Genomic DNA, 26,087 nt, shown 5'->3' on the forward strand with positions numbered 1-26,087 from the left:
CGGAAAGGAAGCGATGTCCTGATGACACCCGCACCCCCCGACCCCGCCCCCGTTCCGGGCCACGCTCCGGGGCAGTCCCCCGGCCACACTCAGGGCAGGGCCCCGGGCAGGGCCCCGGCCACGGCTCCGGGCCACGTGCCGGGGCGCACGCTGCGCGTAGGCATCGGTGGCATGTCCATCGAGTCCAGCGGGTTCTGCCCGCACCGCACCACGTACGAGGACTTCCGCGTCACCCGCGGCGCCGACCTCCTCTCCCGCTACACCTGGACCGATCCCGCCGACCCGATGGCGGCGCAGGTCGAGTGGGTGCCGCTGGTGCACGCCGTCGCACTGCCCGGGGGCCCCGTAGAGCGGGAGACGTACGAGCGCATACGGGACGAACTCACCGACCGCATACGGGAGGCCGGTCCCCTCGACGGGCTCGTGTACGACATACACGGTGCGATGAGCGTGGTCGGGCTCACCGACGCCGAGGCCGGACTGACCGCCGCCGTACGCGAGGCGACCGGTCCCGACGCCATGATCTCCGCGGCCATGGACCTGCACGGCAACGTGTCGTACGAGTTCGCGCGCCACCTCGACCTCCTCACGGCCCACCGCCTCGCCCCCCACGAGGACGCCTGGGAGACCCGGGAGCGCGCGGCGCGCAAGCTCGTCGCGCGCCTGGCGACCGGTGCGGGCCGCCCGTACCGCGCCTGGGTCCAGGTGCCCGTGCTGCTGCCGGGCGAGAAGACCAGCACCCGGCTGGAGCCCGCCACGTCCCTGTACGGCTCGCTCGCGGACGTCGAAGCGCTGGACGGGGTCACCGACGCCGCGATCTGGGTCGGCTACGCCTGGGCCGACGAACCACGCTGCCGCGCCGCCGTAGTCGTCACAGGGGACGACGCCGAACTCGTCTCGGCGCAGGCCGGAATGCTGGCCCGCGGCTACTGGGAGTCACGGCATGAATTCACCTTCGTCGGCCCCACCGGGCAGGCGGACGAGTGCGTCGCGCGCGCCGTGGCCTCCCAGGCCCGCCCGTTCCTGATCAGCGACTCGGGCGACAACCCCACGGCGGGCGGCGCCGGCGACCTCGCCTACATGCTCGGGCGCCTCCTCGCCCACGACGACCTCGCCACCGGCCGCGCCACGGCCCTGCACCCCGGCATCACGGACCCCGCCGCCGTCGCCGCCTGCTTCGCAGCGGGCACGGGTGCCGAGGTCACCCTGTGGGTCGGCGGCCACGTCAGCGCCGGCACGGGCCCCCACGCCGAGCCGTACGAGCTGACAGGCGAGGTCGTCTCCCTCCAGGTCCTCGACGGGGTACGCGCGGCGGCCGTACGGCGGGGCGGGGTCACCGCCGTCCTCACCGAGCGCCGCAAGCCGTTCCACACCCTGGCCGACTTCGGCGAGCTGGACCCCCGCGGCTATGACCTGGTCGTGGTCAAGATCGGCTACCTGGAACCCGAGCTGTACGCCATGGCGGCGGACTGGCTCCTCGCCCTCACCCCCGGCGGCGTCGACCAGGACCTCCTCCGCCTCGGCCACACCCGCATCGCCCGCCCCCTCTACCCGTTCGACGACGAGGGCTTCACCGATCCGGACCTTGCCCCGGTGCTGCTGTGAACCGCCCTTCCGGCTGAAGGCCACCGCCCCCGCCCAGAGAGCCCACGCAACGAGCCCACGCAACGAGCCCGCACGACAAAGAGGAGCGGGTGAGAGGAAGTGTTCCTCTCACCCGCTCCTCTTCATGTGCGCGGGGATGGGGCGGCCCCCGGGCCGCCCCCGGTGGAGCGGCGGGCTGAGCCCGCCGGGTCCATTCCGCTCACTCAGTACGCCGAGTCGACGTTGTCCATGGAGCCGTAGCGGTCGGCCGCGTAGTTACAGGCGGCGACGATATTGGCCACCGGGTCGGTGAGCTTGTCCTTGGTGCCCTTGACGTGGAACTGGTCGAACGTGGGCTGGATCACCTGGAGCAGACCACGCGAGGGCGTGCCCTTCTTCGCATTCACGTCCCAGTCATTGGACGCGTTGGGGTCACCGGCCGACTCGCGGATGATGTTCCGCTTGATGCTGTCGTAGGACCCGGGAATGTCCTTGTCCTTCATGATGGCGCGCGCCTCACGGATCCAGCCGTCCAGGTTGTCCGCGTGCCCCTTCGCCTTGTCGTCGGCCTTGTCGGCCTTGGAGTCCTTGTCGGCCTTCGCGGCCTTGGAGTCCTTGGCCGCGGCGGCCTTCGCGGAGACCTGCGCTGCGGGCTTGGCGGGAGTGGGCGCCGCCTGCGCGGTGCCGGCCATCGCCGCGGTGGCGATACCTGCAGCACCCAGCGCGGTGATGCCGGTGGTGGTGATACGGGCGAGCTTGGTGTTACGGACGGTGCCAGTGAGGGCGTTACGCATGAGAGCGGGAAGCCTTTCTCAGGGGACGTCATCGCAGATGCCGGAGTGGCGGTGAGCGCCGGGTTCGTTCCGACGTCTTGCGATCTGCCCCCACCGTGGAGAGCACCCCCGGAGCACCGCAAATATGTGACGTACTATCCCGCTTAGTCCGTTTTGCCCCTCCTGATGGACCGAGAGCCCCACGCCCGCGAATCGGATACATCGGACATACGACAGGGGTTCGTGAGTGACGTGGCCCCTATGGGTCGCCTCACAAATACCCCCTCCCACCGGGCGCTTCAGATCGACAGCGGGTCATGGGTCATGTGCATAACGCACTCATTTTGCCGCCCCATATCCCCACCAATCACGCCAAAACGGACCCCCTTCACGCGCCCCCGCCGGAACCCACACTCGGACCCCCTACCGAACCCCCGCCCGGATCCTTGTCCGCGCCCCTGCCCGCGTCCTTCCCGCCACCCGGGGCAGCGCAGCCCAGGATCCGCAGCAGCTCACGTGAAGCGCGCTGCGGGCCGGGGCCGCGCCCATGCGGGCCCGCTTCGGTCTCGCCCGCGGCGCCATGGGCGAGCTGCACGATGCCGAGAGAGAGCCAGTCCGCAGAGAGCGCGCCGCTGCACTGGCCCGCCTCCTGACCTCGGCGAACGATCCGCTTGAGCACATCCGGTGACGGAGGCGTGCTGGGCACGGACGCATCGGGCACCTGGGGCCTGGCGGCGACCCGCTGGACCAGCCCGGACATCGCCCAGATCGCCGACGGGCACCGGACGGACCGCGACAAGCTCATCGCGCGCACCCGCCCCGTGCGCAAGACCAGGCCGGAGAGCCGGCTGGAGATGCATGAGGCGCTGACCGACGGAACACGGCTCTCGGCCCGCTGCACACCGCACGTACAGGACCGTAAGGAGCGGCTCACGACAGAGGTGCACTTCTTCGGGGAGTTCGCTCCCGACGGGGAGGCCGGGGGCGGGGCCGCCCGCACCCCGCCCGCACCTATGGCCCACCCGCCTGGGCCACCCCTGACCCACCCCGGGCTTTTCCGTAACACCCCTCGCAAGGTACTGTGCATTGCATGGAACCTGCCGAGGCAAGTAACCCTGCGACGCAGGCCGGAAAGGCGGCGAGCCAGCTGCGCAAGGGCGTACTGGAGTATTGCGTGCTCGCGCTGCTGCGCGACGGCCCGCGGTACGCCGTCGAGCTGCTGCGCGGCCTGGAAGCCGTCGAGCTGATGGCGACCAGCCAGGGCACGGTGTATCCGCTGCTGTCCCGGCTGCGCCGGGACGAGCTGGTCGCCACCAACTGGCAGGAGTCCACGTCGGGCCCGCCCCGGCGCTACTACGAACTGACCCCGACAGGGCGTGCGGCACTGGACGCGTTCGCCGCCATCTGGCCGGACTTCCGGGATGCCGTCGACCTGTTTCTCGGCACACCCCGGTCCGACCCCTCCCATCCCCCCATGAAGCACCTGAAGGAGCAACGTGAAGACCGCTGAGAACGAGGCAGTCCAGCAGTACCTGACGGCGGTCGAGCGTGAGACGTCCGGGCTGCCCGCCGACCGGCGCCAGGAGCTGCTCGCCGACCTGGCAGAGCACATCGAGGTGACCCTCGCCGAGCGGCAGGAGCAGGACGCGGACGCCGTACGGAGCGTGCTGCGCGAGCTGGGCGACCCCCGCACCATCGCCGCCACCGCGCTCGGCGAGACCGGCGTCGGCCGACCGGGACCCGCGGGCCCTACCGGCCCCACGGCACCGCGTCAGCCCTCGGCCCGTACCCGCATACCCGCCTGGATCACGGTCGTCCTGCTGGCCATAGCCACCCCGGTCGGACTGCTGGCGGCCGACTTCGGCGGGGGTGTCATCGCGAGCCTGCTGCGCATCGCGGGCGTCGTCATGCTGTGGGTGACGCTGCGCTGGACAACGGCCCAGAAGACGTGGGGCACGGTGCTCAGCTTCGCCTGCATCCTCATCCCGAACCTGGCCGTGCTCGGCGCCGACCCGGTGGGCGACGGGGCCTTGGCCGCCGTGCACACCGTGCAGGTCGTCTTCCCGCTCGCCATCTCCGTCTGGCTGTGGATGACCCACCGCCGCGACTGAACCCGCACACCACGGGACACCACGAGGGGCGGCACACCGGTAAACTTCCGGTGTGCCGCCCCTCGTTGGCGTGGAAACGCGCGGTCAGCCCTCGACGCCCAGCTTCTCCAGGATCAGCTCCTTGACCCGCCCTGCGTCCGCCTGGCCGCGTGTGGCCTTCATGACGGCGCCGACCAGGGCGCCCGCTGCGGCGACCTTGCCGCCGCGGATCTTGTCGGCGATGGCCGGGTTGCCGGCGATCGCCTCGTCGACGGCGGTGCCGAGCGCGCCCTCGTCGGAGACCACGGCGAGGCCGCGCTTCTCGACGACCTCGTCGGGGGTGCCCTCGCCCGCGAGAACGCCCTCGATGGTCTGGCGGGCCAGCTTGTCGTTGAGGGAACCCTCGGCGACCAGTGCCGAGATCCGCGCGACGTCCGCCGGGGTGATCGTCAGCGCGGCCGGCTCGACGCCTGCCTCGTTGGCGCTGCGGGCCAGTTCGCCCATCCACCACTTGCGGGCCGAAGCCGCGTCGGCGCCCGCCTCGATCGTGGCGACGATCAGGTCCACGGCGCCCGCGTTGAGCACGGACTGCATCTCGTGCTCGGTGATGCCCCACTCCTCGCGCAGCCGGTTACGGCGTTCGCGCGGCGGCTCGGGGAGGGTGGCGCGCAGCTCCTCGACCCACTCGCGTGAGGGGGCGACGGGCACGAGGTCGGGCTCGGGGAAGTAGCGGTAGTCCTCCGCCTCCTCCTTGACGCGGCCCGACGTGGTGGAGCCGTCCTCCTCGTGGAAGTGGCGGGTCTCCTGCACGATCGTGCCGCCGGACGAGAGCACGGCGGCGTGCCGCTGGACCTCGAACCTGGCCGCGCGCTCGACACTGCGCAGCGAGTTGACGTTCTTCGTCTCGCTGCGGGTACCGAACTTCTTCTGACCCTTGGGGCGCAGCGAGAGGTTCACGTCGCAGCGCATCTGGCCCTGTTCCATCCGGGCCTCGGAGACGCCGAGCGCCTTGATCAGCTCGCGCAGCTCGGCGACGTACGCCTTGGCGACTTCGGGGGCACGCTCACCCGCGCCCTCGATGGGCTTGGTGACGATCTCGATGAGCGGGATGCCCGCGCGGTTGTAGTCGAGCAGCGAGTGCGAGGCGCCGTGGATGCGGCCCGTCGCCCCGCCCACGTGGGTGGACTTGCCGGTGTCCTCCTCCATGTGCGCGCGTTCGATCTCGACGCGGAAGACCTCCCCGTCCTCCAGCTGGACGTCCAGATAGCCGTTGAAGGCGATCGGCTCGTCGTACTGGGAGGTCTGGAAGTTCTTCGGCATGTCCGGATAGAAGTAGTTCTTCCGGGCGAAGCGGCACCATTCGGCGATCTCGCAGTGCAGGGCGAGGCCGATGCGGATCGCGGACTCGACGCCGGACGCGTTGACGACCGGAAGCGCGCCGGGCAGGCCCAGACAGGTCGGGCAGACCTGGCTGTTGGCATCGGCACCCAGCTCCGTCGAACAGCCGCAGAACATCTTGGTCCTGGTGCCGAGTTCGACATGGACCTCAAGGCCCATGACGGGGTCGTACGTGGCCAGCGCCTCGTCGTACGACACCAGTTCAGTGACGGTCACGGAAACTTACCTTTCTCTCCCGCGTCGGTCGTCAGTCGTCCGCGAGCACGTCGTCGGAGGTCATCCGGCGCAGTTCTCGTACGAGCAGAGCGACGCCGGTCACGATGGCGGCGGCGGACACGACGGCGTCCACGAGCTGGAGCTTGTCGCCCTCCAGCTTCGCCTTCTTCGCCTGCTTCGCGACACTGACGGCCCCGAAGAGCGTGGTGCCGATGGACAGGTACGTACCGGGCTTCGACTTCTTGAAGTCCTTGGCCTTGCTCAGCTTTCCACTCACAGCGACGGTGCCTCCTCTAGCAGCGGGTGACCCCAACGTGCCTCCAGCGCGGCTTCGACCGCCGCACCGACACGGTAGAGCCGGTCATCGGCCATGGCGGGGGCCATGATCTGAAGCCCCACCGGGAGCCCGTCCTCGGGCGCGAGTCCGCACGGCAGTGACATGGCGGAGTTGCCCGCCAGGTTGGACGGGATGGTGCACAGGTCGGCGAGGTACATCGCCACCGGGTCGTCGGCGCGCTCACCGATCGGGAAGGCCGTGGTGGGCGTCGTGGGCGAGACCACCACATCCACCTGCTCGAACGCCTTCTCGAAGTCACGGGCGATCAGCGTACGTACCTTCTGCGCCGAGCCGTAGTACGCGTCGTAATAGCCGGAGCTGAGCGCGTAGGTACCGAGCATCACGCGGCGCTTGACCTCGTCGCCGAAGCCGGCCTCGCGGGTGAGCGCGGTGACCGTCTCGGCGGAGTGCGTGCCGTCGTCGCCGACGCGCAGGCCGTAGCGCATCGCGTCGAAGCGCGCGAGGTTGGAGGAGCACTCGGAGGGCGCGATGAGGTAGTAGGCGGCGAGCGCCTTGGTGAACGAGGGGCAGGACAGCTCCACGATCTCGGCGCCCAGTTCGCGCAGCAGCTCGACGGACTCGTCGAAGCGCTGCATCACTCCGGCCTGGTAGCCCTCGCCGCGGAACTCCTTGACGATGCCGATCCGCAGGCCCCGCACCTCGCCGTTCCGCGCGGCCTCGACCACGTCGGGGACGGGCTGGTCGATGGAGGTGGAGTCCATCTCGTCGTGCCCGGCGATCACGCTGTGCAGCAGCGCGGCGTCCAGCACCGTACGGGCGCAGGGGCCGCCCTGGTCCAGGGACGAGGAGAAGGCCACCATGCCGTAGCGGGAGACCCCGCCGTACGTCGGCTTCACGCCGACCGTGCCGGTCACGGCCGCCGGCTGGCGGATCGAGCCGCCGGTGTCCGTGCCGAGCGCGAGCGGCGCCTCGTACGCGGCGAGCGAGGCCGAGGAGCCGCCGCCCGAGCCCCCGGGGACACGGGTCAGGTCCCAGGGGTTGCCCGTGGGGCCGTACGCGCTGTTCTCGGTCGAGGACCCCATGGCGAACTCGTCCATGTTGGTCTTGCCGAGGATGACGACGTCCGCCTCCTTGAGGCGCCTGGTCACCGTCGCGTCGTACGGCGGGATCCAGCCTTCGAGGATCTTCGATCCCACCGTCGTCGGGATGCCCTCGGTCGTGAAGATGTCCTTCAGCGCCACGGGGACGCCGGCGAGCGGACCCAGCGTCTCGCCCCGCTCGCGCTTCGCGTCGACCTCGCGCGCCGCGGCGAGGGCGCCCTCGCGGTCCACGTGCAGGAACGCGTGGACCTTCTCGTCGACGGCCTCGATGCGCGCGAGATGCGCCTCCGCCACCTCGACGGCCGTCACCTCGCCCCGCGCGATCCTGCCCGCGATCTCGGCGGCCGAGAGCTTGATGAGGTCCGTGTTCATGCCGGTCATGCCTCCTCCCCCAGAATCTGTGGCACCTTGAAACGCTGCTGCTCCTGCGCGGGCGCTCCGGAGAGCGCCTGCTGCGCCGTCAGCGACGGGCGGACCTCGTCCGGTCGCATGACGTTGGTGAGCGGGAGCGGGTGGGAGGTCGGTGGTACGTCCTCGTCGGCGACATCCGAGACGGCGGCAACAGCGCCGATGATGTCGTCGAGCTGTCCGGCGAAGTGGTCGAGCTCTTCGCCTTTCAGCTCCAGGCGTGCCAGCTTCGCGAGGTGGGCGACCTCCTCGCGTGAGATGCCAGGCATGCAGCGGTCCTCTGGGTGAGTGATGGATTTTCCGCCCCAATCCTATGGGGCGGGCGGCCATGCCCGCGAAGGGCTTGTGAACGGACCCGCACACGGGCTCGTACAACCCCGGACATGCCTCGGGTGTCCACAGACAGAGACGGATTTCCGTCTCCTCATCGCGCTGACACTGGGGGATTCATGAAGCGCACCACCACCGACCGGCGCCGCTCACGTCACGTACGTGCCGCAGCGCTCGCCGCCGCCACCGCTGCCGCCGCGCTCGTCGCGGGCTCGACGACGGCAACGGCCTCGGCCGCCGCCCCTTCCGCCACCGCCTCTGCCTCTGCGGGGGCCGAAGTGGCGCCGGCCGGCAAGGCCGTTGAGGAGGAACGGATCGCCACGACCACCCTCGGCGACGACTACAAGCTCGCGCTCACGGCCCTCCGCGACACCGGCGACCCCTACGCGGCCAGCGTGCGGCTGACCGTCTACGGCCACACCTCCGGCGCGTGGAAGGAGACGGACCGGGTCACGATCGGTGAGACGGGCGGCTGGTTCTGGTATCCGCTGACCGGCAACGGCGCGGTGTGCCGCTTCACCGCCGGCTCCACGAACCCGGCACCGATCGAGGTGAGCCTCACCGTGACCCCGTCCATCGGCTGCTCGCCCACCGAGCACTTCACGCTCAAGGACGGACGGGTGTACGGACAGCCGTAGAACGGGCGGGGAGGCCGACGTCGCCGGCCTCCCCCAACGGGCCCGGCGGGTACCGGGCTCCGCCCTGCCGTAGGGCCCGGGCCGTACGTACCTGCGCCCTACGCGCCCGGGCCGTACGTATCTACGGCGTACGCGCCGGAGGCAGGGCCCGCGACGGGGCCTCGCGGGCGCGGAGCCAGGCCGTCGTCTCGCCGGGGGGCATGGCCGCGGCGACCAGCCACCCCTGCACCGCGTCGCAGCCGAGATCGCGCAGCCGCTCCCAGGTCTCGTCGTCCTCCACGCCCTCGGCCACGACCAGCAGCCCCAGCGAATGCGCGAGGTCGACGGTGCAGCGCACGATCTCGGCGTCCTCGGTGTCGACGGCCAGTCTGGCGACGAACGAGCGGTCGATCTTCAGCTCGCTGACGGGCAGCCGGCGCAGGTGTACGAGCGAGGAGTAGCCGGTGCCGAAGTCGTCCAGCGACATCTTGACGCCGTGCCCCGTCAGTCCGGCGAGCGTGTCGGCCGCCTGCTGCGGGTCCTCCAGGAGGACATGCTCGGTGATCTCCAGTTGGAGCGCGCCGGGCGGGACCCCGTGCCGGGCGAGGCGCGCGGCGACGGCGCCCGCGAAGCCCGGTGAGTGCACGTCGCGGGGCGAGACGTTGACGGCGACGGGGACCATGAGCCCGCAGGAGCGCCAGGTGGCGACCTGGGCCAGCGCGGTCTCCAGTACGTACTCGGTGAGGCGCGGCATGAGGCCCGAGGTCTCCGCGATGGCGATGAACTCGTCGGGGGGTACCCGGCCGCGCTCGGGGTGCACCCAGCGCACCAGGGCCTCCAGTCCGGAGACGGTGCCGTCGAAGCCGACCTTCGGCTGGTAGTGCAGCTCGACCTCGCCGGCGTCGAGCGCGCGGCGCAGGTCGGCGAGCAGCCCGAGGCGGTCGGGGGTGTTGCCGTCCCTGGTCGCCTCGTAGACCTCGACGGCCGTACGGTCCCGCTTGGCCTCGTACATGGCCACGTCGGCGCGGCGCAGCAGGCCCTCGGCCTCGCGCGCGTGGTCCGGGAAGACGGCGACGCCCGCGCTGGCCTCCAGTACGAGGGTGAGCCCGTCCAGGTCGAGCGGGGAGCTGAGCGCGGAGACGAGGCCGCGTGCGATGCGCTTGGCGCTGGTGGTGGAGTCGGCGGCGGGCAGCAGCACGGCGAACTCGTCGCCGCCCAGCCGCGCCGCCTCGGCCCCGCGCGGGAGCGCGGCGCGCAGGCGTTCCGCTATCTGCAACAGGAGCCTGTCGCCCGCGAGATGGCCGAGGGTGTCGTTGACGGAGCGGAAGCGGTCGAGGTCGATGAGGACGAGCGCGGCACGCGTGCCCTTGCGTTCGGCCTCGTCCAGCGCGGACCAGGTGCGCTCCAGGAGCCACAGCCGGTTGGGCAACCCGGTGAGCGGGTCGCGCAGTTGCTCCTCGGCGCGGGCGCGGGCGATGCGCAAGGTGGCGTCGAGCGCGATGAGCGGCACGGCGAACAGCGGGAGCAGCAGCGGCTTGTGGACGGCGACGACCGCGATGAGCGGGGCGATGCCGAGGAGCGCGACGCCGACGAGGCCCTGCCGTACGAGCCCGGTGCGCAGGGCCGAGGGCAGTCCGGTGGCGTGCGGCGCGACGGTGAACCACTGGAGGGCGCGGGTGACGAAGAGATAGGCCCCGGCGACGAGGATGATCTCGGGCACTGCCGAGAGCGTCCATGTCTCGGGCTCCCAGGGCTCCTCGACGGAGGGGCGCACGCCGAAGAGCGCGAGGGTGAGCGCTCCGGCTCCGACGCCGAGGATGTCGATGGCGCCGTGCACGAACGCCTGCCGCCAGCGGTGGCGGCGTGCGGCACCGACGAGCACGACGACGGCGAGGCTGACGAGCAGCGCTGGCACCCAGCCGCACAGCAGCAGGATGGCGAGGGTCAGTGCGGGCGCCGAGCCCGTGCCGCCCCACCAGCGCTCGCGGCCCGTGGCCACCAGGTGCGCGACGACGCAGCCGGTGAGCACCGCGAACGACCAGCCGGCCGAGCCGTCGGGGAAGAGCGCGTGCCCGCGTGCGAGGACACGGACGACGCCGAGGATGAGCGCCACGGCCGCAGCCGCGAGCACGACGGCGGGCAGCAGCGGAGGGCGCAGGGCCACGAACCGCTGGAGCCAGGGAGGTTCCTCACCGGTGACACGCGTGCCACCTGACGCCGGTGCCCCGGCGGCGTCCCTCCCTCGTCCTGTGCCCTGTGCCGCGCCGCCCGCGCCGTCCGAGGGCAGGCGGGAGAACGGGGGTTGGGATCCCCCGGAGAATTCCAGCATCCTGGTCCCTCTCGCAGCCGTCCGCGCCTGTCCCTCGCCACAGGCTCACGCTTCAACAGTAGGCCGCTGGCTGGGGAGAGGGGCAGCGATCGGCCGCTGTTGCCTGAATGCGTCTACGACGATCGTGCCCATCTTCCCCGCACCGTACGGGTGCTGCGACCAATCCGCGCCTGCCGGGGGGCGGAAAGGAGGGGGCATGTGGGGGCGAGTGGTGCCCGTGCGCGAAAAGGGGCGCCACGCACGGGCGTTGGGACATGACCCGGACTCGCCCCTGTCCGTTACCGGCCTATTCCTCCGTCGGAAGAGCCGCTTCGCGTGCGGCATCCGGCCCCTGCTCCAACAGGACAGCGAGGCCGTTGTCGTCCAGAATCGGCACCTTTACCTGCACAGCCTTGTCATATTTCGTTCCCGGGTTGTCCCCCACCACGACGAATCCAGTCTTTTTCGATACGGATCCGGTCACCTTGGCGCCGCGCTCCTGGAGCGCCGCCTTGGCACCGTCCCGGGTGTAGGTCGCGAGGGTCCCGGTGACGACCACGGTGACGCCCTCCAGCGGGCGCGGGCCCTCCTCGCCCGTGGCCTCTTCCTCCATCCGGACCCCGGCGGCCCGCCAGCGCTCCACGATCTCGCGGTGCCAGTCCTCGGCGAACCATGCCTTCAGCGAGGCGGCGATCGTCGGCCCGACGCCCTCGGTTGCCGCCAGCTCCGCCTCGTCGGCCTCCGCGATCCGGTCCAGCGAGCGGAACTCGTGGGCCAGTGCCTCGGCGGCGACGGGGCCCACATGCCGGATGGAAAGGCCCGTGATGATCCGGGCGAGCGGGCGGTCCTTGGCCGCCTGGATGTTCTCCAGCATGGCCAGGGTGTTCTTCCTCGGCTCGCCCTTCTGGTTGGCGAAGAGGGTGACCACCTTGTCCTCGCCGGTCTTCGGGTCGCGCTTGGGCAGGCCGCTGTCCTGGTCGACGACATAGGCGACGATCGGCAGCAGGTCTTCGACCGTGAGGTCGAAGAGGCCGCCCTCGTCCCGCAGCGGCGGCTCGGCCGGCTCCAGCGGCTGGGTGAGCGCGCTGGCCACCACGTACCCGAAGTGCTCGATGTCCAGGCACTTGCGGCCCGCCAGATAGAAGAGGCGCTCGCGCAACTGGGCCGGGCACGAGCGCGCGTTGGGACACCGCAGGTCGATGTCCCCCTCCTTCATCGGCTGGAGCGCAGAGCCGCACTCGGGGCACTCCGCCGGCATCACGAACTCCCGCTCGCTGCCGTCCCGCAGATCGGCGACAGGACCGAGGATCTCGGGGATGACGTCGCCCGCCTTGCGCAGCACGACGGTGTCCCCGATGAAGACGCCCTTGGACTTGACGACCTCCTGGTTGTGGAGCGTCGCGAACTCCACCTCGGAGCCCGCGACCGTGACCGGCTCCACCACGGCGTACGGCGTCACCCGGCCCGTGCGCCCGACGCCGACGCGGATGTCGACCAGCTTGGTGTTGACCTCCTCGGGCGCGTACTTCCAGGCGATGGCCCAGCGCGGCGCGCGCGAGGTGGAGCCCAGCCGGCCCTGGAGACGGATCTCGTCCAGCTTCACCACGACGCCGTCGATCTCGTGCTCGACGGAGTGCCGGTGCTCGCCGTAGTACGCGATGAAGTCGCGCACGCCCTGGAGCCCGTCCACCACTCTGTTGTGCGGCGAGGTGGGCAGACCCCACTCGCCCAGCAGGGCGTAGGCGTCCGAGAGGCGGTCGAAGGTGCCGGCGGCCGAGCCCTCGCGCGCGCCGATGCCGTGCACGACCATGTGCAGCGGACGGGTCGCCGTCACGCGCGGGTCCTTCTGGCGCAGCGAACCCGCCGCCGCGTTGCGCGGGTTGGCGAACGGCTTCTCGCCCGCCTCGACCAGGCGCGCGTTCAGCTCCTCGAAGCGCTCCATGGGGAAGAAGACCTCGCCCCTGATCTCCACCAGATCGGGGACACGCTCACCGCTGAGCCGCTCGGGGATGTCGGAGATCGTGCGCACGTTGGGCGTGATGTCCTCGCCCGTACGCCCGTCGCCGCGGGTGGCGGCGCGGGTCAGCCTGCCGTGCTCGTAGGTGAGGTTGACCGCGAGGCCGTCCACCTTCAGCTCGCACAGGAAGTGGTACTCCACCCCCTCCAGCTCCCGCGCGACCCGCTCGGCCCACTCGCCCAGCTCCGCGTCGTCGAACGCGTTGTCCAGCGACAGCATCCGCTCGCGGTGCGCGACCTCGGTGAACTCGGTTTCGTAGTGCCCCGAGACCTTCTGGGTGGGCGAGTCGGGGGTGCGGAGCTGGGGGTGCTCCTCCTCCAGCGCCTCCAGCTGGCGCAGCAGCGTGTCGAACTCCGCGTCGCTGACGACGGGTGCGTCCTTGACGTAGTACCGGAAGCGGTGCTCCTCGATCTGCTCCGCGAGGCGTGCGTGTTCCTCCCGCGGCCCCGGGGCCACCGCCACGTCCTGTTCGCCAGCCACCGATTCAGTCCTCCCGTTACGCAGGGTTGTCAGCGAGTGATCTCGCAGCCTGGACGCAGTGGGCGAGCGCTCCGCGCGCGTGAGCGGGCGAGGCCCCCGCCAGCCCGCACGTGGGAGTGACCACGACGGACCGGGCGAGCAGCTCGGGGGAGAGCCCGAGCCTGCGCCACAACGACCTGACTCCCCCGACGCTACCGGCAGGGTCTGACAATGCCCCTCCTTCGGGCTCCACCGGAGGCACGACACCGGCGAAGAGCGTCATGCCGTCCTCGACCGCCTCACCGATCGCCTCGTCCTCACTCTCGGTGAGCAACGAGACATCCAGGGAAACCCCGTCGACGCCCGCCCTGCGCAGCAGCGCGACCGGCACGCGGGGCGCGCACGAGTGCACCACGACGGGCCCCGCGTGCACCGCTGCGAGGTCGCGCAGCACGCCCTCGACCACCGCGCGGTCAACGGCGGCGTGGGTGCGGTACCCGCTGGCCGTGGGCACGCTGCCCTGGAGCACGCCGGTGAGCGAGGGTTCGTCGAGCTGGAGCACGAGCGTGGCGCCCGGCACCCTGCGCCGCAGGTCGGCGAGGTGCTCCCGCAGGCCCTCGGCGAGCGAGGCCGCCAGGTCGCGGTAGGCGCCCGGGTCACCGAGCATCAGCTCGCCGTTGCGCCGCTCCATACCGGCGGCGAGCGTCCACGGCCCTGTGACCGACAGCTTGAGCGCGCCGGTGTGGCCCTGGGTGAACTCCTCGACGGCGTCCAGGTCCTCGCGCAGCCAGGACCTGGCCCTGCGGGTGTCCCGTCCCGGCCTGTCGCTGATCCGCCAGCCGCTCGGCTCCAGGTGTACGTACATCTCGGCGAGCATCCCCGCCGTACGCCCCAGCATGTCGGCGCCGGGTCCGCGGGCCGGCAGTTCGGGTACGTACGGAAGGTGCGGGGGTGCCTCCAGTGACCCGGTCACGGTCTTCGCCGCCTCGCGTGCGTCCGTACCGGGCATGGACCCGATACCGCTCGCGGCGGCCGGGCCCCAGGGGGTGTTCTCTCGCTTCTGGCTCACCCGGGAAGCGTACGGCGAGTCAGCCGCCGGGCCGCACCGAGAGGTCGGTGACCTCGGCGCCCCTGGGCAGGTCGAGCGCGGTGAGCACCGTCGTGGCCACGGCGTCCACCGGGATGAAGCGCCCCTCGTCGTACTCCTTGCCCTCCTGCCTGTGCACCTTCTCCTGCATGGGGGTCGCCGTGCGGCCCGGATAGACGGAGGTGACCCGTACCCGGTTGCCGGCCTCCTCGGCGCGCAGCGCGTCGGCCAGCGCCTTGAGGCCGTGCTTGCTCGCCGCGTACGCGCCCCACTCGGGGTTGGCGCGCAGCCCGGCGCCGGAGTTGAGGAAGACGACGTGCCCGGCGGCCTGCCGCAGCTGCGGCAGGAACAGCCTCGTCAGCTCGGCCGGCGCGACGAGGTTGGCGGCGAGGGTCGCGTTCCAGAGCTTGGGGGTGGTCTCGCCGACGGTGCCCAGCTCGACGAAGCCCGCGATGTGCAGCAGGGAGTCGACGCTGTCGGGGAGCGTCTGGTGGCCGAACGCCCAGGAGAGGCGCTCGGGTTCGCCGAGGTCACCCACGAGCGTGTGGGCGCCCTCGAACTGCTCGGCCAGCTCCTTGGCCCGGCCCGCGTTCCGCGCGAGCAGATAAAGGGTGTCGCCGCGGTCCAGGAGACGGCGTGCGACCTGCGCGCCGATGCCGGAACCCGCACCTGTGATCACGTGTGTTGCCATGCCCCCATGCTCTCGCACGCCGGGCGGTGCGGCCCCACGAGCTATGCTGAGGGTGGACGTCCCGGACCCTGACGCCACCCGGATCACCGCCCGGACACCCTCCGGGCACCTCCCGGACGAAACGGCGCAGCCGCTCGGCTTCGCGCTACGGGCCCCCTCCGACGAACTGAGGCGTCATGCCCCTAACGCGGTCCCACTCCTTTTTCCCCGCTGCGCAGAGGCGTCCCGCACCCCCGGCCCGCCCGCCGGCGCCTGCCCGTCCCAGCGGCAGGGCCTCCACGCTGGAGGCCGTACGGCTCCGCCGTGTGAACCGGATGCTGGCCGACGGGCTGCGGGACGAACTGGCCGACCTGCACATGGAGCTGCGCGCCAGAACGCCGGGCGAGTTCGCCCGGTGCGGTGGGCGCGAACAGGTCAGGGAGGACTTCCTGAGCCATCTGACGGCGCGCATCAAGCGGCCGGGCTTCGCGCTCGCGGTCGCGGAGGCGAACGGCCTGGTGGGGTGCGCCTTCGGCTTCCCCGCACGGGGCGACAGCTTCCGCAGGCCCGACTCCGGCTGGTCACCGCCGGGCGACGACCTGGACCTGCTGGCGGCCTGCGACAACGTGTTCGTCGTCACCACCCTGCTCGTGCGCTCCCAGCCGCAGGAGAAGGACGTGGCCAGGCGGCTGGCGGAACGGCTGATCATCGACCACCACGCCTCGCTGGGCGCCACGTTGGTGGGCCACGAGGACTACGCCTCGCTCGCCTCCCTGCGCTCGTGGGGCTGGCAGGACGCGGGCGAGAGCTGGGGCCCCTCCAGCGCCTCGCTCTCCCGCGTCCTGGTCCTCCCCCTCACGGAACGCCCGCCCACCGCACGTTGAGCGGGCGCCCCATGAAGGGGCGCGGGGAACTGCGCGCCCGGCCACGCATCAGTGGCAGCCTGCGACGCGCAGTCAGGGGCACGCAGGACGCAGGGGCACCCTCTTCGCAGGGGCGCCCCTTGCCCGGGGGCACCCCCTCCTCGAAACGGGCCCCTCCCCGGAGGGGCTACGCGGCGAAGATCGAGTCCAGCTTGTCGAACTCCTCCAGACAGCGGCCCGTTCCCAGCGCCACACATCCCAGCGGCTCGTCGGCGACGACGACCGGCATGCCGGTCTCCTTCACCAGCCGCTCGTCCAGCCCGTGCAGGAGCGCGCCGCCGCCCGTGAGGACGATGCCGCGTTCCATCACGTCCCCGTACAGCTCCGGCGGGCAGTCGTCGAACGCCGCCTGCACGGCGGCGACGATGGAGCGTACGGGCGGCTCGACGGCTTCCCGGATCTCGTCGGGCGTCAGCTCGACGACCTTGGGCATACCGGTGTTCTTGTCGCGTCCGCGCACCGGCACCGGCTGTTCGCTGCCGAGTGACATCTTGATCTCCTCGGCGGTGCGTTCACCGACGGCGATCGCGAACTGCCGCTCCACATAGGTGGCGATGGCGGCGTCCAGTGCGTCGCCGGCCACTCGGGCGGAATGGGAGGCGACCATTCCGCCGAGCGAGATGATCGCGATCTCCGTGCTGCCGCCGCCGATGTCGACCACCATCGAGCCGCGTGCCTCGTGCACAGGAAGTCCCGCGCCGATCGCCGCGGCCATCGGCTCCTCGATCAGCCGGACAGAACGGGCACCCGCGCGGGAAGCGGTCTGGAGAACCGCACGCCGCTCGACGCCCGTCACACCGCTGGGCACGCACACCACCACACGCGGCGAACGGCCTCGTCTGCCACCGGAAGCGGCCCTGATGAAGTGCCTCAGCATTCCCTCCGTCGCCTCGAAGTCGGTGATCACTCCGCCCTTCAGCGGGCGGGTGGCCCTGATCGAGCCCGGGGTACGGCCGACCGCCTGGCGCGCTGCGGCCCCAACTGCCAGGACCTTTCCGGTGCGTGAGTCGATCGCGACGACCGAGGGTTCGTCGAGGACAACGCCACGTCCGCGCGCATACACCAGGGTGTTGGCCGTGCCAAGGTCTATGCCGATGTCGCGGCCGTTGACCGCCGTGAACGGGGTGCGCTTAGCCATGTGTTCTCGCCATGTTCGGTGCGGGGTGTACGAGACGTACTGAATTGTCGTGCTGACATCCGCAGCATACCCAACTGTCCCGTTTGCTGCGGTGGGCCGTGGCCACCGCTCCCCCAGAAATCTGGATCCGGAAAGGCGCTGGTCGGAGCTGGTTTTTACGTCAATCTAACCTGTCGGAGCGCGACTTGGTGGCATAGATCTGCCGGGCTTGGATAGCTATGCATCGGAGACCATGCGCGGTTCCTGCCCGAAGCCTGGTGCGTCCTCGGGACCGCGCCGTAGGCCACCGTCTCTTCTACTGGAGGTTTCGTCATTTCCGCGCGACCGGCTCAGGAATTCGGAGACAACCCCGTCGATGTCCGGGAAACCGGACACTACACAGAGGAGTACGTCCCAAGTTTCGTAGAAAAGTGGGATGCCCTCATAGACTGGGAAAAGCGAGCAGAGAGCGAGGGAAATTTCTTCATCGACCTGCTGAGGAAGCGGGGAGTCAAGAGCGTTCTCGATGTCGCGACGGGGACCGGGTTCCACTCGGTGCGGCTTCTGGACGCCGGCTTTGAAACCGTGAGCGCGGACGGAAGCGCCGACATGCTCGCGATGGCGTTCGAGAACGGAATGAAGAACGGCGACCACATTCTGCGGGTCGTCCAGGCCGACTGGCGCTGGCTCAACCGAGACGTTCACGGTGAGTACGACGCCATCGTGTGCCTCGGCAACTCGTTCACGCATCTCTTCTCGGAGCGCGACAGGCGCAAGGCACTGGCCGAGTTCTACGCCATGCTGAAGCACGACGGAATCCTCATTCTGGACCAGCGGAACTACGACGCGATCCTGGACGAGGGCTATTCCAGCAAGCACACGTACTACTACTGCGGCGAAGATGTCGCGGTGGAGCCCGAGTACGTGGACGAGGGCCTGTGTCGCATGCGGTACACATTCCGCGACAGCTCCTACCACCTCAATATGTTCCCGTTGCGCAAGGACTACACGCGCCGGCTCATGACCGATGTCGGCTTCCAGCGCATCGAGACATACGGGGACTTCCAGCACACGTACAGGGCCGAACAGCCCGACTTCTTCGTGCATGTTGCGGAGAAGGAATACAGAATGGAGGATTCTGAGGGCGCTTATGGCGCGACGGTCAGCACGGCGCGTACCTATTACAACTCCCCCGACGCTGACACCTTTTACGCCTCCGTCTGGGGCGGTGAGGATATTCACGTCGGCGTCTACAAGAGCGACGACGAGCCCATCGCGGACGCGAGCCGCCGCACCGTCGAGCGCATGGCGGCCGGTCTCGGTCTGACGAAGGACTCCCTGGTCCTCGACCTCGGCTCCGGCTTCGGCGGCTCGGCCCGCTACCTCGCCGACACGTTCGGGTGCCGTGTCCAGGCACTCAACCTCAGCGAGGTGGAGAACGAGCGCCACAGGGAGCTGAACTCGGAGCGGAAGCTCACCGACCGTATCGACGTCGTGGACGGCTCCTTCGAGAGCATCCCGTTCCCCGACTCCAGCGTCGACGTCGTCTGGTCCCAGGACGCGTTCCTGCACAGCGGGGACCGTATCCGCGTCCTGGAGGAGATACGCCGCGTCCTGAAGCCGGGCGGTCAGCTCGTCTTCACGGACCCCATGGCAGCCGACGGCACCTCCGTCAGCGCGATCCAGCCCATCCTGGACCGCATCCACCTCGACGACATGGGGTCCCCGGGCTTCTACACCCGTGAACTCACCCGTCTGGGCTTCGTTCCGCACGAGCGGAAGGAAGCGACGAACGGCTTCGAGGACCTCCGCGAACAACTCGTCACCCACTACGGGCGCGTCCTGCAGGAGACCGAGCGCCAGGAGGGCGAAGGTCTCGCCTCCAAGGTGAGTTCGGACTACCTGCTCCAGATGAAGAAGGGTCTGACCCACTGGGTCGAGGGCGGCACCAAGCGCCAGCTCACGTGGGGCATCTTCCACTTCACCCTGGACGAGGGCCGCTAGCCGCTGCGCGGTGCCGTGTCTCGCGGGCCGTACCGTGCATCTCGCCTGAGCTACGGGCTCGGGCTGTCCGTTCAGGCTCGCTCGCGCTCGTCCTCAGCGCCGGACCGGCTGAATTCCCAGCCGGTCCGGCGCTGCTGCCCCGCCTCCCGGCGGCCCCCCTCGTCCCCTGCTCCCTCCGGCATCCCCTACTCCCTCCAGCGCAGCGCGCGGGTGACGTCGTGCTCGCCCGTGCCCGGCATCGGCGGGGGTCCCACCTCCGGTGACTCCGCGAGGAGTTGTCCGAGGCCGCGGCGGGTGGCGGCGACCACCACGCGTTCGCCGGCCCGCAGCGGGTGGCCGGGGTCGAGCTGCCAGCTGAGCGACTGCTCGGCGGGCGGCCGGGCCGTGTGATGTGCCAGATCGAGGGCGAGCACCCGCCACGCGCCCGCGCGGAACGCCTCGGCGACGGTGCGCCCCTCCAGCAGCGGGTTGCCCGCGACATCCACGGCGGCGAACACGAGAACACGCCGCCCGACCGGGATCGCGCCGAGCACCTGCCGCCCCATCATCGCCCCGGCGAAGGCGGGCGCGGCGAGCGCCGAGACGGAACGGCTGCGGGTCTGCGCCGCTGGATACGTGTCGCGCAGCGTGCGGTAGACGGTCGTGGCGAACTCGTCGTCGAACAGCCGCATCACGACCCGCACTTCCGGCTTGAGCTGGCGCGCGTAGAGCGACGCCTCCAGATTCGTGCCGTCGCTGCTGGTCAGCGCGAGCAGCGCACGGGCCCTGCGCAGCCTCGCGTCCTGCAGGACACCGCTCTCGGTGACATCGGCGATCAGCGTCGGGACCCGCTTCTTCCTGGCGAGCGCGACGCCGCGTGCCTCCGGGTCCCGTTCGACGCAGACGACCGGAATCTCGTGTTCGAGCAGCTCCTCCAGCACCCGCGCGCCCACCTTGCCCAGCCCGAGCAGCACCACATGGCCGGAGAGCCCGCGCGGCGGGTCGGGGAGCGCGGCGGCCTTGCGGAAGGCTCCGTAGCTCTCCAGGACGATCGCGAGGAAGAGGGGCAGCAGCAGCATTCCGGCGAATCCGGCGAGGAGTTGGAGCAGCTGTTCGTCGGCGGGCTCGTCCGTCTTGGGATCATTGATCCCGAAAACATCCAGAAGCGTGACATACCCGGCATGCGCCGGAGAGTCGCCGCTCATGATCCAGTTGAACGCGGCCAGCCCGATGACGACACCGGTCAGGGCCAGCAGGGAGTAGCGCAGCCGCCGCGAGAACAGCTCCTTGAACGCGAACAGGCGGGGCAGCCGGGGCGCGCGCGGCGGCGCGGGAGCGCCGGGAGTACGGGTGATCGCCTCCAGCACGATGGCACCGCGCTGCGCAGGCAACCCTTCCAGCGAGGCGTCGTCCGGCAGCAGAACGGGCCCTTCCCGGCCCCCCTCGCGCCGCCGCTGCTGCGTGTCGGCCTCCTCCTCCGTGTCGCCCTCGTCGGCGTCGTCGGAGCCGGGCAGGAGCGCGAGCGTGCACAGCGGGTTGCGGCGCGCTGCCGTGGCGAGGGTGCGCTCCTTGGCGCGCAGCATCAGCCCGTCCGCGTACACGATCTTGTCGCTGCCGACGACGGCCGCCGCCACCAGCGAGGGCGCCGCCGTGTCGGAGTCCGAGAGCACCGTCGTGGAGGCGTCTATGGCGGACTGGTCCAGATGCGGCGTACGCACCCGCGCCGCGCGGTCGAGCAGGCTCTCCAGATAGCCGCCGAGCGTACGGTTGAACATCCGGATCACCAGCCGCAGTTCCGGGTTGATACGGCGGGCGCGCAGCGCGATGTGGATGTTGAGCTGGTCGTCGCCCGAGGTGAGGGCCAGCGCACTGGCCCCCTCGATACCGGCTCGCCGCAGCGCCTCGTCGTCCGGCACCTGCGCCTCGACCGCGTTCACCCGCAGCCGTCTGTTCCCGACCAGTCCCGCGATCTGCGGACCGTGATCCCCGCCACGCAGTGACGGCAGTACGACGGTCACACGCTGCCCGTAGACGCTGGCCAGCTCCTTGACGAGCCGCTGCGCGAGCGAGTTGTCCCCGCATACGACCATGTGTCCACGGCGCGCGTTCCCGCTTAGGCTGTAAGCCATGGCCTCCGACATCTCCCCCGCTACCGCTGCTGCCCGTACCCCGCTCAACATCTGCGTCTTCTGCTCGGCCGCAGACCTCGACGGCGTCTACACCGACGCCGCCCGCGAGTTCGCCGGCCTCATCGGCAAACGGGGCCACAGTCTCGTGTGGGGAGGCTCGGACTCCGGGCTGATGAAGGTGGTCGCGGACGGCGTACAGGAGGCGGGCGGCCGTCTCGTCGGAATCTCGGTCGAGTTCCTCCGCAACGTCGCGCGCCCGAACGCCGACGAGATGATCGTCACCGCGGATCTGGCCGAACGCAAGGCCGTCATGCTGGCGCGTGCCGACGCGATCGTCGTCATGGTCGGCGGCACCGGCACGCTGGACGAGGCCACCGAGATCCTCGAACTCCGCAAACACGGCATGCACACCAAGCCCATCGTCATACTCAACACCGCGGGCTTCTACGACGGCCTCCAGCAACAGATGCGCCGCATGGAAGCCGAAGGCTTTCTGCCGCTCGCCCTCGACGAGTTGGTGACCTTCGCCGATGACGGGTTGCAGGTGCTGGAGCTGCTGGGCGCCTGAGCCTTTGCCGCGCTGTGCGGTTTGCCCGTTCAGGCGGCGAGGGCGTTCTTGAGTGGCGGGCCGCCGCCCTGCCCCACCGCCTCCGGCTTGCGAAGGCGGAGGCGGAGGGCGCCGCGAGGGAAGGGCTACTTGCGCCAGAAGAGATGGTGGGTCACGCCACTGGCGCTGGGGACGATCTCCAGGTGGAAGCGGTCACGCAACTCGTCAGGGGACTCCCAGAAGCGTGAGCCTGCGCCGAGTCGTACGGGCGCGACGGCCACGTGGAGGGTGTCGACGAGGTCGGCATCGAGGAACTCCCGGATGGTGTGCGCCCCACCGCCGAGCCGCACGTCCTTGCCGTCGGCGGCATCGCGTGCCTGCGCGAGGACCGTGGCGGGGGCGGCGTCCACGAAGTGGAACGTGGTGCCGGAGAGCGTGAACGACGGCCGCGTGTGGTGGGTCATCACGAACACCGGGGTGTGGAACGGGGGTTCGTCGCCCCACCAGCCCTGCCACTCGTGGTCGGCCCAGGGGCCGCGGTGGGGGCTGAACTTGTTGCGGCCCATGATCTCGGCGCCGATGTTACGGGTGAAGTCCCGAGTGAAGTAGTCCTCGAGCCCTCGGCTCCCGCCCGGCTCGGTCCGGTTGGGCCAGCTCGCCGTGGCACCGGCCCAACTGACCAACTCCCCCGGATCGGCGTGCCCGAACGGTCTCTCCAGACTCTGCCCCTCCCCCGCGCCGAACCCGTCGGCCGAGACACAGAAGTTCTGGACCCTCACAAGCTGAGACATGCGCTGTTCTCCTACGGTTCTACGTTGCAGACGAGAAGGAGACCACCACCGCCCCGAATAATCATCGGTTCGGCGACCGCGGCGATCAGGCTCCGGATCATCTTCTGGGCCGGCCCTCGTGGAGGCCCTGAAACTACTGAGCGCCTGAGCCGTTCCCTCCGACTCAGCCCTTGACCGCCCCGCGCCACATCTTCGGCTCCGCCTGCGCGAAGCGGCGCTCCAAGTCGTCCAGGTCCGCCAGCACGAGCCGCATCCTGCGCCGGAAAGCGGGGCCGTGCGTCGCGATCCGCAGATGGGCCAGCTCATGAACCAGGACGAGGTCCAGCAGAGTCGGGTGGAGCTGCATCACCGCCCAGTGCAGGACGATCCGGCCGTCCGGTTCGCAGGCTCCCCACCGTCCTCCGAGATCGCGAACGGAGACCCCTGAAGCCTCAACACCGGCGCGTGCGGCCAGCGGCCCCATACGGGGGGAGGCCCATTCCTCGCCCCGTCGGGCGTACCACTCGCCGATACGTTGCGCCCCCTCACGCTGCGTGGCGGGCCGGGGCAGCTCCAGCCAGCCATGCCGGAGCCGCACCTTCGCACCCCTGTCACCCGAAATGTCCCCCGGAACCAGCTTGAGGCGGTGCCGGCGGCCGAGATAGGCGAAGCTCTCCCCGCCCACCAGCTCCTTCACAGGCTGCCCGCCGCCCCGCCTGCGCTTGGTGACCTCCGCCGCCAGCCGAGGAAGCTTGGAGCGCACCGCGTCCGCCACCGCGACCGGGTCGGCGTCAGGCGGCACCGCGAAGAGCACGTCGCCCTCCTCGCGGATCTCGATGCCGAGAGTCTTCCGTCGCGGCCGTATGACGACCTCCCACGACCACTCCCCGGGCAGGGGCAGCGACGCGATGGCGGACGTGACGGAGTTACTCACCGTTCCTTCGTACCACCTGGCACCGACAGCCACGTGTCACGGTCGGTCCCGGTAATCGAGGAAATCGTCACGTCTCGCCTTGGCGAGCTCAAGCAGGTCCGCTGCCAGGTCCCCCGTGTCGTCCCAGTCCATGCCGAGACGGCGCTCCAAGCGAAACCGCAGCTCCATGCGCACCTCGTCCTGCGCACCGCGTTGGGTGACGAAGTGGGGAGGCCGGACGTAATCGGCCGGGCGGGCAGCCTCGCCTCAGGATTTGTCCTTGACGATGCCCAGCCGGAGCAGCAGCCGCCATACGTCGGTCGACGGATCGCGATCCAGGATCGGGCAGTCGAGAGCGTGGCCGGACCTGGCCGACCACTTGCGCCACGACTGGGGCAGGTGGTCCGGGTTCTCCGGGCTTGTGCGATCGACCGGCTCCACTTTCCGCTGGCTGGCCTTGCACGCACCGTGCTCGCACTGTGACACCAGAGCCTTGGCGTGGGCGACGGCGTCCTGTTCCTTGCCCTTGAGGGCCGCCCTTCTCGGGCCCTGGACACTTTTGTCGTTGCGCTGATCGAACCGCTTGAACGCCGGGTGGGCGTCACGGAGCTTGTCCTTCACGAGCTTGCTGCTTCCGCTCTGCTTCCCTCCGAACGCCTGGAAGTGCAGCAGCAGCCACAGGTCGAAGGACGGATGGGAGAAGCAGATCTCAGTGCTGTCCTCCGCGGCTTCCTCGACGGCCTGCGGGATGTCCACGTGCCGGTCGCGGTCGAAGAGGACCCAAGTCTCGGCGTTCTCCGCGTGCTCCCGCACGGCCGCGACGGTCTGCTCGGGCAGCAGTCCGTTCTTGACCGAGACCGGGTGGATGCGGAACGACTGGGCTTCGCCGTAAGCCTCGTTGAGGTGGTCCAGGTAATCCGGCTCGGTGGACTCGCCCTCGCAGCCGACGTACAGGATGTTCTCCCGCTTGTTCTGCTCCGGCACGAACGGGCTGAGCGGAGGCGCCTCCTGCGCCTTGCTACGTCGCTTTTCGCTCACGCTGACGCCTTCGCCTCCCGCTCATGTTCCCGCTCCTTCTCCCGCCAGGCCAGTGCTCGGGCGATCTCTCCGGCGCTGACCCGGGGGGCTCCGCCGTACCGCCCCCGTAGGTACTCCTGCTCCAGGTCCTCGTCCTGGCGGGGGTGCGCGGCCTCCAGCGGATAGAACTCCGACTCACCCGTCGACCGCTTCGCGGCGATCCAGACCTGCTCCCGTTCGAGTGGACGCCCCAGCACCGCCTTGCCGAGCAGGGTCGCGTCGTGGGTGGTGAAGAGCAACTGGGCGTCGCGGGGGTTCGATTTGGGGTCCTGGAAGAGGCGGACAACCTCGGCCGCGAGGGTGGGGTGGAGGCTGGAGTCCAGCTCATCGACCATCAACGTGGTCCCGGCGTCCAGCACTTGCAGCATGGGGCCGATGAACGCGAACCAGGCGTGCGTGCCGAGCGATTCCTCCCCGAGGAACTCCAGCGGGGCCTCTCCCCCGTCGGGTGTGCGGTGGCGGAGGGTGAGTTCGCCGGTCTCCTCGTCCACGTCCACGCCGGTGAGGCCCAGATCGGCGATGCCCAACAGTTCGGTCAGCCAGGCGTGTTGGGCTTCGTTCCGTTGTGGCCCGCTGAGCAGGCGCTGCGTCCACGTCGTCCGCGCCGCGACATCCGCTCCCGGTGTGACCAGCCACAGGTTGTTGAGGAACCACCGGTGAATCGCCGAGAGTTGCGGGTCATTGAGCGCGGCGCCGGTCGAGAGGAAGAGGGAGTCAGGACGGGTGACGTCCACGAGCACGTCGCGCTTTCCCTGGAATCCCTCACCGGGGAAGAGGAACTCGCCGCCTTCGTCCTCGGGCCTGTCCGCCTCGCGGTCGAACCAGACGACTTGCACGCCGTCGGGATAGGCATGGAGCCATTCCGCCTCCACCCGCTCGTCCGACAGCTCGAACCCGTAGGTGTAGCGGACGGGGTTGGTGCCGAGCACCAGGTCGACCTCGAAGAGGGTGGTCTCCTCCGCGCACGCGGGATCCAGTTTGAACGGCTGACGGGGAATCCCAGGACGAGTGTTCCACTCGGAGAAGGAGACACGGACGGCCTCGCGCATCTCGTACAACGCGCTGAGCAGGTTGGACTTTCCAGAGGCATTCGCGCCGAACACCCCGAGCACGGGCAGGACCTGGATGTTCGGCCACGTACGGCGCAGCTTCGCCTGCCGTGGGGTACGGCTGTCGTCGGCTTCGTCCGCGTCGCTGATCAACGACAGCGTGCACTCGTCACGGATGGATCGATGGTTCGCCACCCGGAAGCGCAGGAGCACCGTCAACCTCC

Annotated in this window: 23 protein-coding genes; 7 read left to right on the top strand and 16 right to left on the bottom strand. The window is 70.3% G+C overall.

What is annotated here, in order from left to right:
- Positions 1 to 171: 171 nt before the first annotated feature.
- Positions 172 to 1,605: a M81 family metallopeptidase gene (locus NMN56_RS35565; RefSeq protein WP_347178697.1), complete on the top strand. Its 1,434-nt coding sequence runs from the start codon at positions 172 to 174 to the stop codon at positions 1,603 to 1,605.
- Positions 1,606 to 1,808: 203 nt separating this feature from the next.
- Here the strand turns inward: NMN56_RS35565 and NMN56_RS35570 are convergent, their stop codons facing one another.
- Both NMN56_RS35570 and NMN56_RS35575 read right to left on the bottom strand, forming a co-directional pair.
- Positions 1,809 to 2,378, bottom strand: a complete 570-nt coding sequence (locus tag NMN56_RS35570) for a transglycosylase SLT domain-containing protein (protein WP_274044188.1) — start codon at positions 2,376 to 2,378, stop codon at positions 1,809 to 1,811.
- A gap of 367 nt (positions 2,379 to 2,745) precedes the next feature.
- Positions 2,746 to 3,162 (bottom strand): hypothetical protein, encoded by a 417-nt coding sequence (locus NMN56_RS35575; protein WP_274044189.1) that lies wholly within the window; start codon positions 3,160 to 3,162, stop codon positions 2,746 to 2,748.
- 285 nt (positions 3,163 to 3,447) lie between these two features.
- On the opposite strand from NMN56_RS35575, the gene NMN56_RS35580 reads away from it, so the two are divergent.
- Entirely contained in the window at positions 3,448 to 3,867 is a 420-nt protein-coding gene (locus tag NMN56_RS35580; RefSeq protein ID WP_274044190.1) for a PadR family transcriptional regulator, read from the top strand.
- Positions 3,854 to 4,468 carry a DUF1700 domain-containing protein gene (locus tag NMN56_RS35585; protein ID WP_274044191.1) on the top strand — a complete coding sequence of 205 codons (615 nt, stop codon included), beginning with the start codon at positions 3,854 to 3,856 and terminating at the stop codon, positions 4,466 to 4,468. Before NMN56_RS35580 ends, NMN56_RS35585 begins: the two co-directional genes overlap by 14 nt.
- Positions 4,469 to 4,552: 84 nt before the next feature.
- Here NMN56_RS35585 and gatB read toward each other — a convergent pair whose 3' ends face one another.
- The 4 genes from gatB to gatC are packed head-to-tail and all read right to left on the bottom strand — an operon-like array spanning position 4,553 to position 8,136.
- The gene (gene gatB / locus NMN56_RS35590) at positions 4,553 to 6,061 is read right to left on the bottom strand and encodes an Asp-tRNA(Asn)/Glu-tRNA(Gln) amidotransferase subunit GatB (RefSeq protein ID WP_274044192.1); all 1,509 of its coding nucleotides are present in this window, start codon (positions 6,059 to 6,061) and stop codon (positions 4,553 to 4,555) included.
- 31 nt (positions 6,062 to 6,092) lie between these two features.
- Entirely contained in the window at positions 6,093 to 6,338 is a 246-nt protein-coding gene (locus NMN56_RS35595; RefSeq protein ID WP_274044194.1) for a hypothetical protein, read from the bottom strand.
- On the bottom strand, positions 6,335 to 7,831 hold the full coding sequence (gatA, locus tag NMN56_RS35600) for an Asp-tRNA(Asn)/Glu-tRNA(Gln) amidotransferase subunit GatA (RefSeq protein WP_430542797.1): 1,497 nt from the start codon (positions 7,829 to 7,831) through the stop codon (positions 6,335 to 6,337). Before gatA ends, NMN56_RS35595 begins: the two co-directional genes overlap by 4 nt.
- A 5-nt stretch (positions 7,832 to 7,836) precedes the next feature.
- The gene (gatC, locus tag NMN56_RS35605; RefSeq protein WP_274044196.1) at positions 7,837 to 8,136 is read right to left on the bottom strand and encodes an Asp-tRNA(Asn)/Glu-tRNA(Gln) amidotransferase subunit GatC; all 300 of its coding nucleotides are present in this window, start codon (positions 8,134 to 8,136) and stop codon (positions 7,837 to 7,839) included.
- A gap of 180 nt (positions 8,137 to 8,316) precedes the next feature.
- Here gatC and NMN56_RS35610 point away from each other — a divergent pair, with 180 nt between their 5' ends.
- Positions 8,317 to 8,835 carry a hypothetical protein gene (locus NMN56_RS35610; protein ID WP_274044197.1) on the top strand — a complete coding sequence of 173 codons (519 nt, stop codon included), beginning with the start codon at positions 8,317 to 8,319 and terminating at the stop codon, positions 8,833 to 8,835.
- 121 nt (positions 8,836 to 8,956) lie between these two features.
- On the opposite strand, the gene NMN56_RS35615 is transcribed toward NMN56_RS35610, so the two are convergent.
- From NMN56_RS35615 to NMN56_RS35630, 4 genes are all read right to left on the bottom strand, one after another.
- Positions 8,957 to 11,143, bottom strand: a complete 2,187-nt coding sequence (locus tag NMN56_RS35615) for a putative bifunctional diguanylate cyclase/phosphodiesterase (protein ID WP_274044198.1) — start codon at positions 11,141 to 11,143, stop codon at positions 8,957 to 8,959.
- Positions 11,144 to 11,429: 286 nt separating this feature from the next.
- Positions 11,430 to 13,619 carry an NAD-dependent DNA ligase LigA gene (ligA, locus tag NMN56_RS35620; protein ID WP_274044199.1) on the bottom strand — a complete coding sequence of 730 codons (2,190 nt, stop codon included), beginning with the start codon at positions 13,617 to 13,619 and terminating at the stop codon, positions 11,430 to 11,432.
- Positions 13,620 to 13,635: 16 nt separating this feature from the next.
- Positions 13,636 to 14,607 carry a methionine synthase gene (locus NMN56_RS35625; protein ID WP_274044264.1) on the bottom strand — a complete coding sequence of 324 codons (972 nt, stop codon included), beginning with the start codon at positions 14,605 to 14,607 and terminating at the stop codon, positions 13,636 to 13,638.
- Between the two features lie 79 nt (positions 14,608 to 14,686).
- A complete protein-coding gene (locus NMN56_RS35630) occupies positions 14,687 to 15,376 on the bottom strand; it encodes an SDR family oxidoreductase (protein WP_274044200.1) in 690 nt (229 codons plus the stop codon).
- 314 nt (positions 15,377 to 15,690) lie between these two features.
- Here NMN56_RS35630 and NMN56_RS35635 point away from each other — a divergent pair, with 314 nt between their 5' ends.
- Positions 15,691 to 16,239: a hypothetical protein gene (locus NMN56_RS35635; protein WP_274044265.1), complete on the top strand. Its 549-nt coding sequence runs from the start codon at positions 15,691 to 15,693 to the stop codon at positions 16,237 to 16,239.
- Positions 16,240 to 16,405: 166 nt separating this feature from the next.
- Here NMN56_RS35635 and mreB read toward each other — a convergent pair whose 3' ends face one another.
- Positions 16,406 to 17,416 (bottom strand): rod shape-determining protein, encoded by a 1,011-nt coding sequence (gene mreB / locus NMN56_RS35640; RefSeq protein WP_274044201.1) that lies wholly within the window; start codon positions 17,414 to 17,416, stop codon positions 16,406 to 16,408.
- Between the two features lie 312 nt (positions 17,417 to 17,728).
- On the opposite strand from mreB, the gene NMN56_RS35645 reads away from it, so the two are divergent.
- The gene (locus tag NMN56_RS35645; RefSeq protein ID WP_488199819.1) at positions 17,729 to 19,399 is read left to right on the top strand and encodes a glycine/sarcosine N-methyltransferase; all 1,671 of its coding nucleotides are present in this window, start codon (positions 17,729 to 17,731) and stop codon (positions 19,397 to 19,399) included.
- 185 nt (positions 19,400 to 19,584) lie between these two features.
- Here the strand turns inward: NMN56_RS35645 and NMN56_RS35650 are convergent, their stop codons facing one another.
- Entirely contained in the window at positions 19,585 to 21,507 is a 1,923-nt protein-coding gene (locus tag NMN56_RS35650) for an NAD-binding protein (RefSeq protein WP_274044202.1), read from the bottom strand.
- On the opposite strand from NMN56_RS35650, the gene NMN56_RS35655 reads away from it, so the two are divergent.
- Positions 21,506 to 22,075, top strand: a complete 570-nt coding sequence (locus tag NMN56_RS35655; RefSeq protein WP_274044203.1) for an LOG family protein — start codon at positions 21,506 to 21,508, stop codon at positions 22,073 to 22,075. The two genes, NMN56_RS35650 and NMN56_RS35655, sit on opposite strands and share 2 nt — an antisense overlap.
- A 125-nt stretch (positions 22,076 to 22,200) precedes the next feature.
- Here the strand turns inward: NMN56_RS35655 and NMN56_RS35660 are convergent, their stop codons facing one another.
- The 4 genes from NMN56_RS35660 to NMN56_RS35675 all read right to left on the bottom strand — a co-directional run bounded on the left by NMN56_RS35660 (position 22,201) and on the right by NMN56_RS35675 (position 26,076).
- Positions 22,201 to 22,845: a dihydrofolate reductase family protein gene (locus NMN56_RS35660; RefSeq protein WP_274044204.1), complete on the bottom strand. Its 645-nt coding sequence runs from the start codon at positions 22,843 to 22,845 to the stop codon at positions 22,201 to 22,203.
- Positions 22,846 to 23,008: 163 nt separating this feature from the next.
- Positions 23,009 to 23,758 carry a M48 family metallopeptidase gene (locus NMN56_RS35665; protein WP_274044205.1) on the bottom strand — a complete coding sequence of 250 codons (750 nt, stop codon included), beginning with the start codon at positions 23,756 to 23,758 and terminating at the stop codon, positions 23,009 to 23,011.
- A 246-nt stretch (positions 23,759 to 24,004) separates the two neighbouring features.
- The gene (locus NMN56_RS35670; protein WP_274044207.1) at positions 24,005 to 24,775 is read right to left on the bottom strand and encodes an RloB family protein; all 771 of its coding nucleotides are present in this window, start codon (positions 24,773 to 24,775) and stop codon (positions 24,005 to 24,007) included.
- Positions 24,772 to 26,076 carry an AAA family ATPase gene (locus NMN56_RS35675; protein ID WP_274044208.1) on the bottom strand — a complete coding sequence of 435 codons (1,305 nt, stop codon included), beginning with the start codon at positions 26,074 to 26,076 and terminating at the stop codon, positions 24,772 to 24,774. The genes NMN56_RS35670 and NMN56_RS35675 overlap by 4 nt, the downstream gene beginning before the upstream one ends.
- Positions 26,077 to 26,087 lie beyond the last annotated feature (11 nt).

It is taken from the genome of Streptomyces iconiensis, assembly GCF_028657195.3.
Classification (GTDB): domain Bacteria; phylum Actinomycetota; class Actinomycetes; order Streptomycetales; family Streptomycetaceae; genus Streptomyces; species Streptomyces iconiensis.

Coding starts and splice junctions, on each gene's coding strand:
- NMN56_RS35565 (WP_347178697.1), top strand. CDS start 172: ATGTCCATCGAGTCCAGCGGGTTCTGCCCGCACCGCACCACGTACGAG.
- NMN56_RS35570 (WP_274044188.1), bottom strand. CDS start 2,378: ATGCGTAACGCCCTCACTGGCACCGTCCGTAACACCAAGCTCGCCCGT.
- NMN56_RS35575 (WP_274044189.1), bottom strand. CDS start 3,162: ATGAGCTTGTCGCGGTCCGTCCGGTGCCCGTCGGCGATCTGGGCGATG.
- NMN56_RS35580 (WP_274044190.1), top strand. CDS start 3,448: ATGGAACCTGCCGAGGCAAGTAACCCTGCGACGCAGGCCGGAAAGGCG.
- gatA (WP_430542797.1), bottom strand. CDS start 7,831: ATGAACACGGACCTCATCAAGCTCTCGGCCGCCGAGATCGCGGGCAGG.
- gatC (WP_274044196.1), bottom strand. CDS start 8,136: ATGCCTGGCATCTCACGCGAGGAGGTCGCCCACCTCGCGAAGCTGGCA.
- NMN56_RS35610 (WP_274044197.1), top strand. CDS start 8,317: ATGAAGCGCACCACCACCGACCGGCGCCGCTCACGTCACGTACGTGCC.
- NMN56_RS35615 (WP_274044198.1), bottom strand. CDS start 11,143: ATGCTGGAATTCTCCGGGGGATCCCAACCCCCGTTCTCCCGCCTGCCC.
- NMN56_RS35625 (WP_274044264.1), bottom strand. CDS start 14,607: ATGCCCGGTACGGACGCACGCGAGGCGGCGAAGACCGTGACCGGGTCA.
- NMN56_RS35630 (WP_274044200.1), bottom strand. CDS start 15,376: ATGGCAACACACGTGATCACAGGTGCGGGTTCCGGCATCGGCGCGCAG.
- NMN56_RS35635 (WP_274044265.1), top strand. CDS start 15,691: ATGCTGGCCGACGGGCTGCGGGACGAACTGGCCGACCTGCACATGGAG.
- mreB (WP_274044201.1), bottom strand. CDS start 17,416: ATGGCTAAGCGCACCCCGTTCACGGCGGTCAACGGCCGCGACATCGGC.
- NMN56_RS35655 (WP_274044203.1), top strand. CDS start 21,506: ATGGCCTCCGACATCTCCCCCGCTACCGCTGCTGCCCGTACCCCGCTC.
- NMN56_RS35650 (WP_274044202.1), bottom strand. CDS start 21,507: ATGGCTTACAGCCTAAGCGGGAACGCGCGCCGTGGACACATGGTCGTA.
- NMN56_RS35660 (WP_274044204.1), bottom strand. CDS start 22,845: ATGTCTCAGCTTGTGAGGGTCCAGAACTTCTGTGTCTCGGCCGACGGG.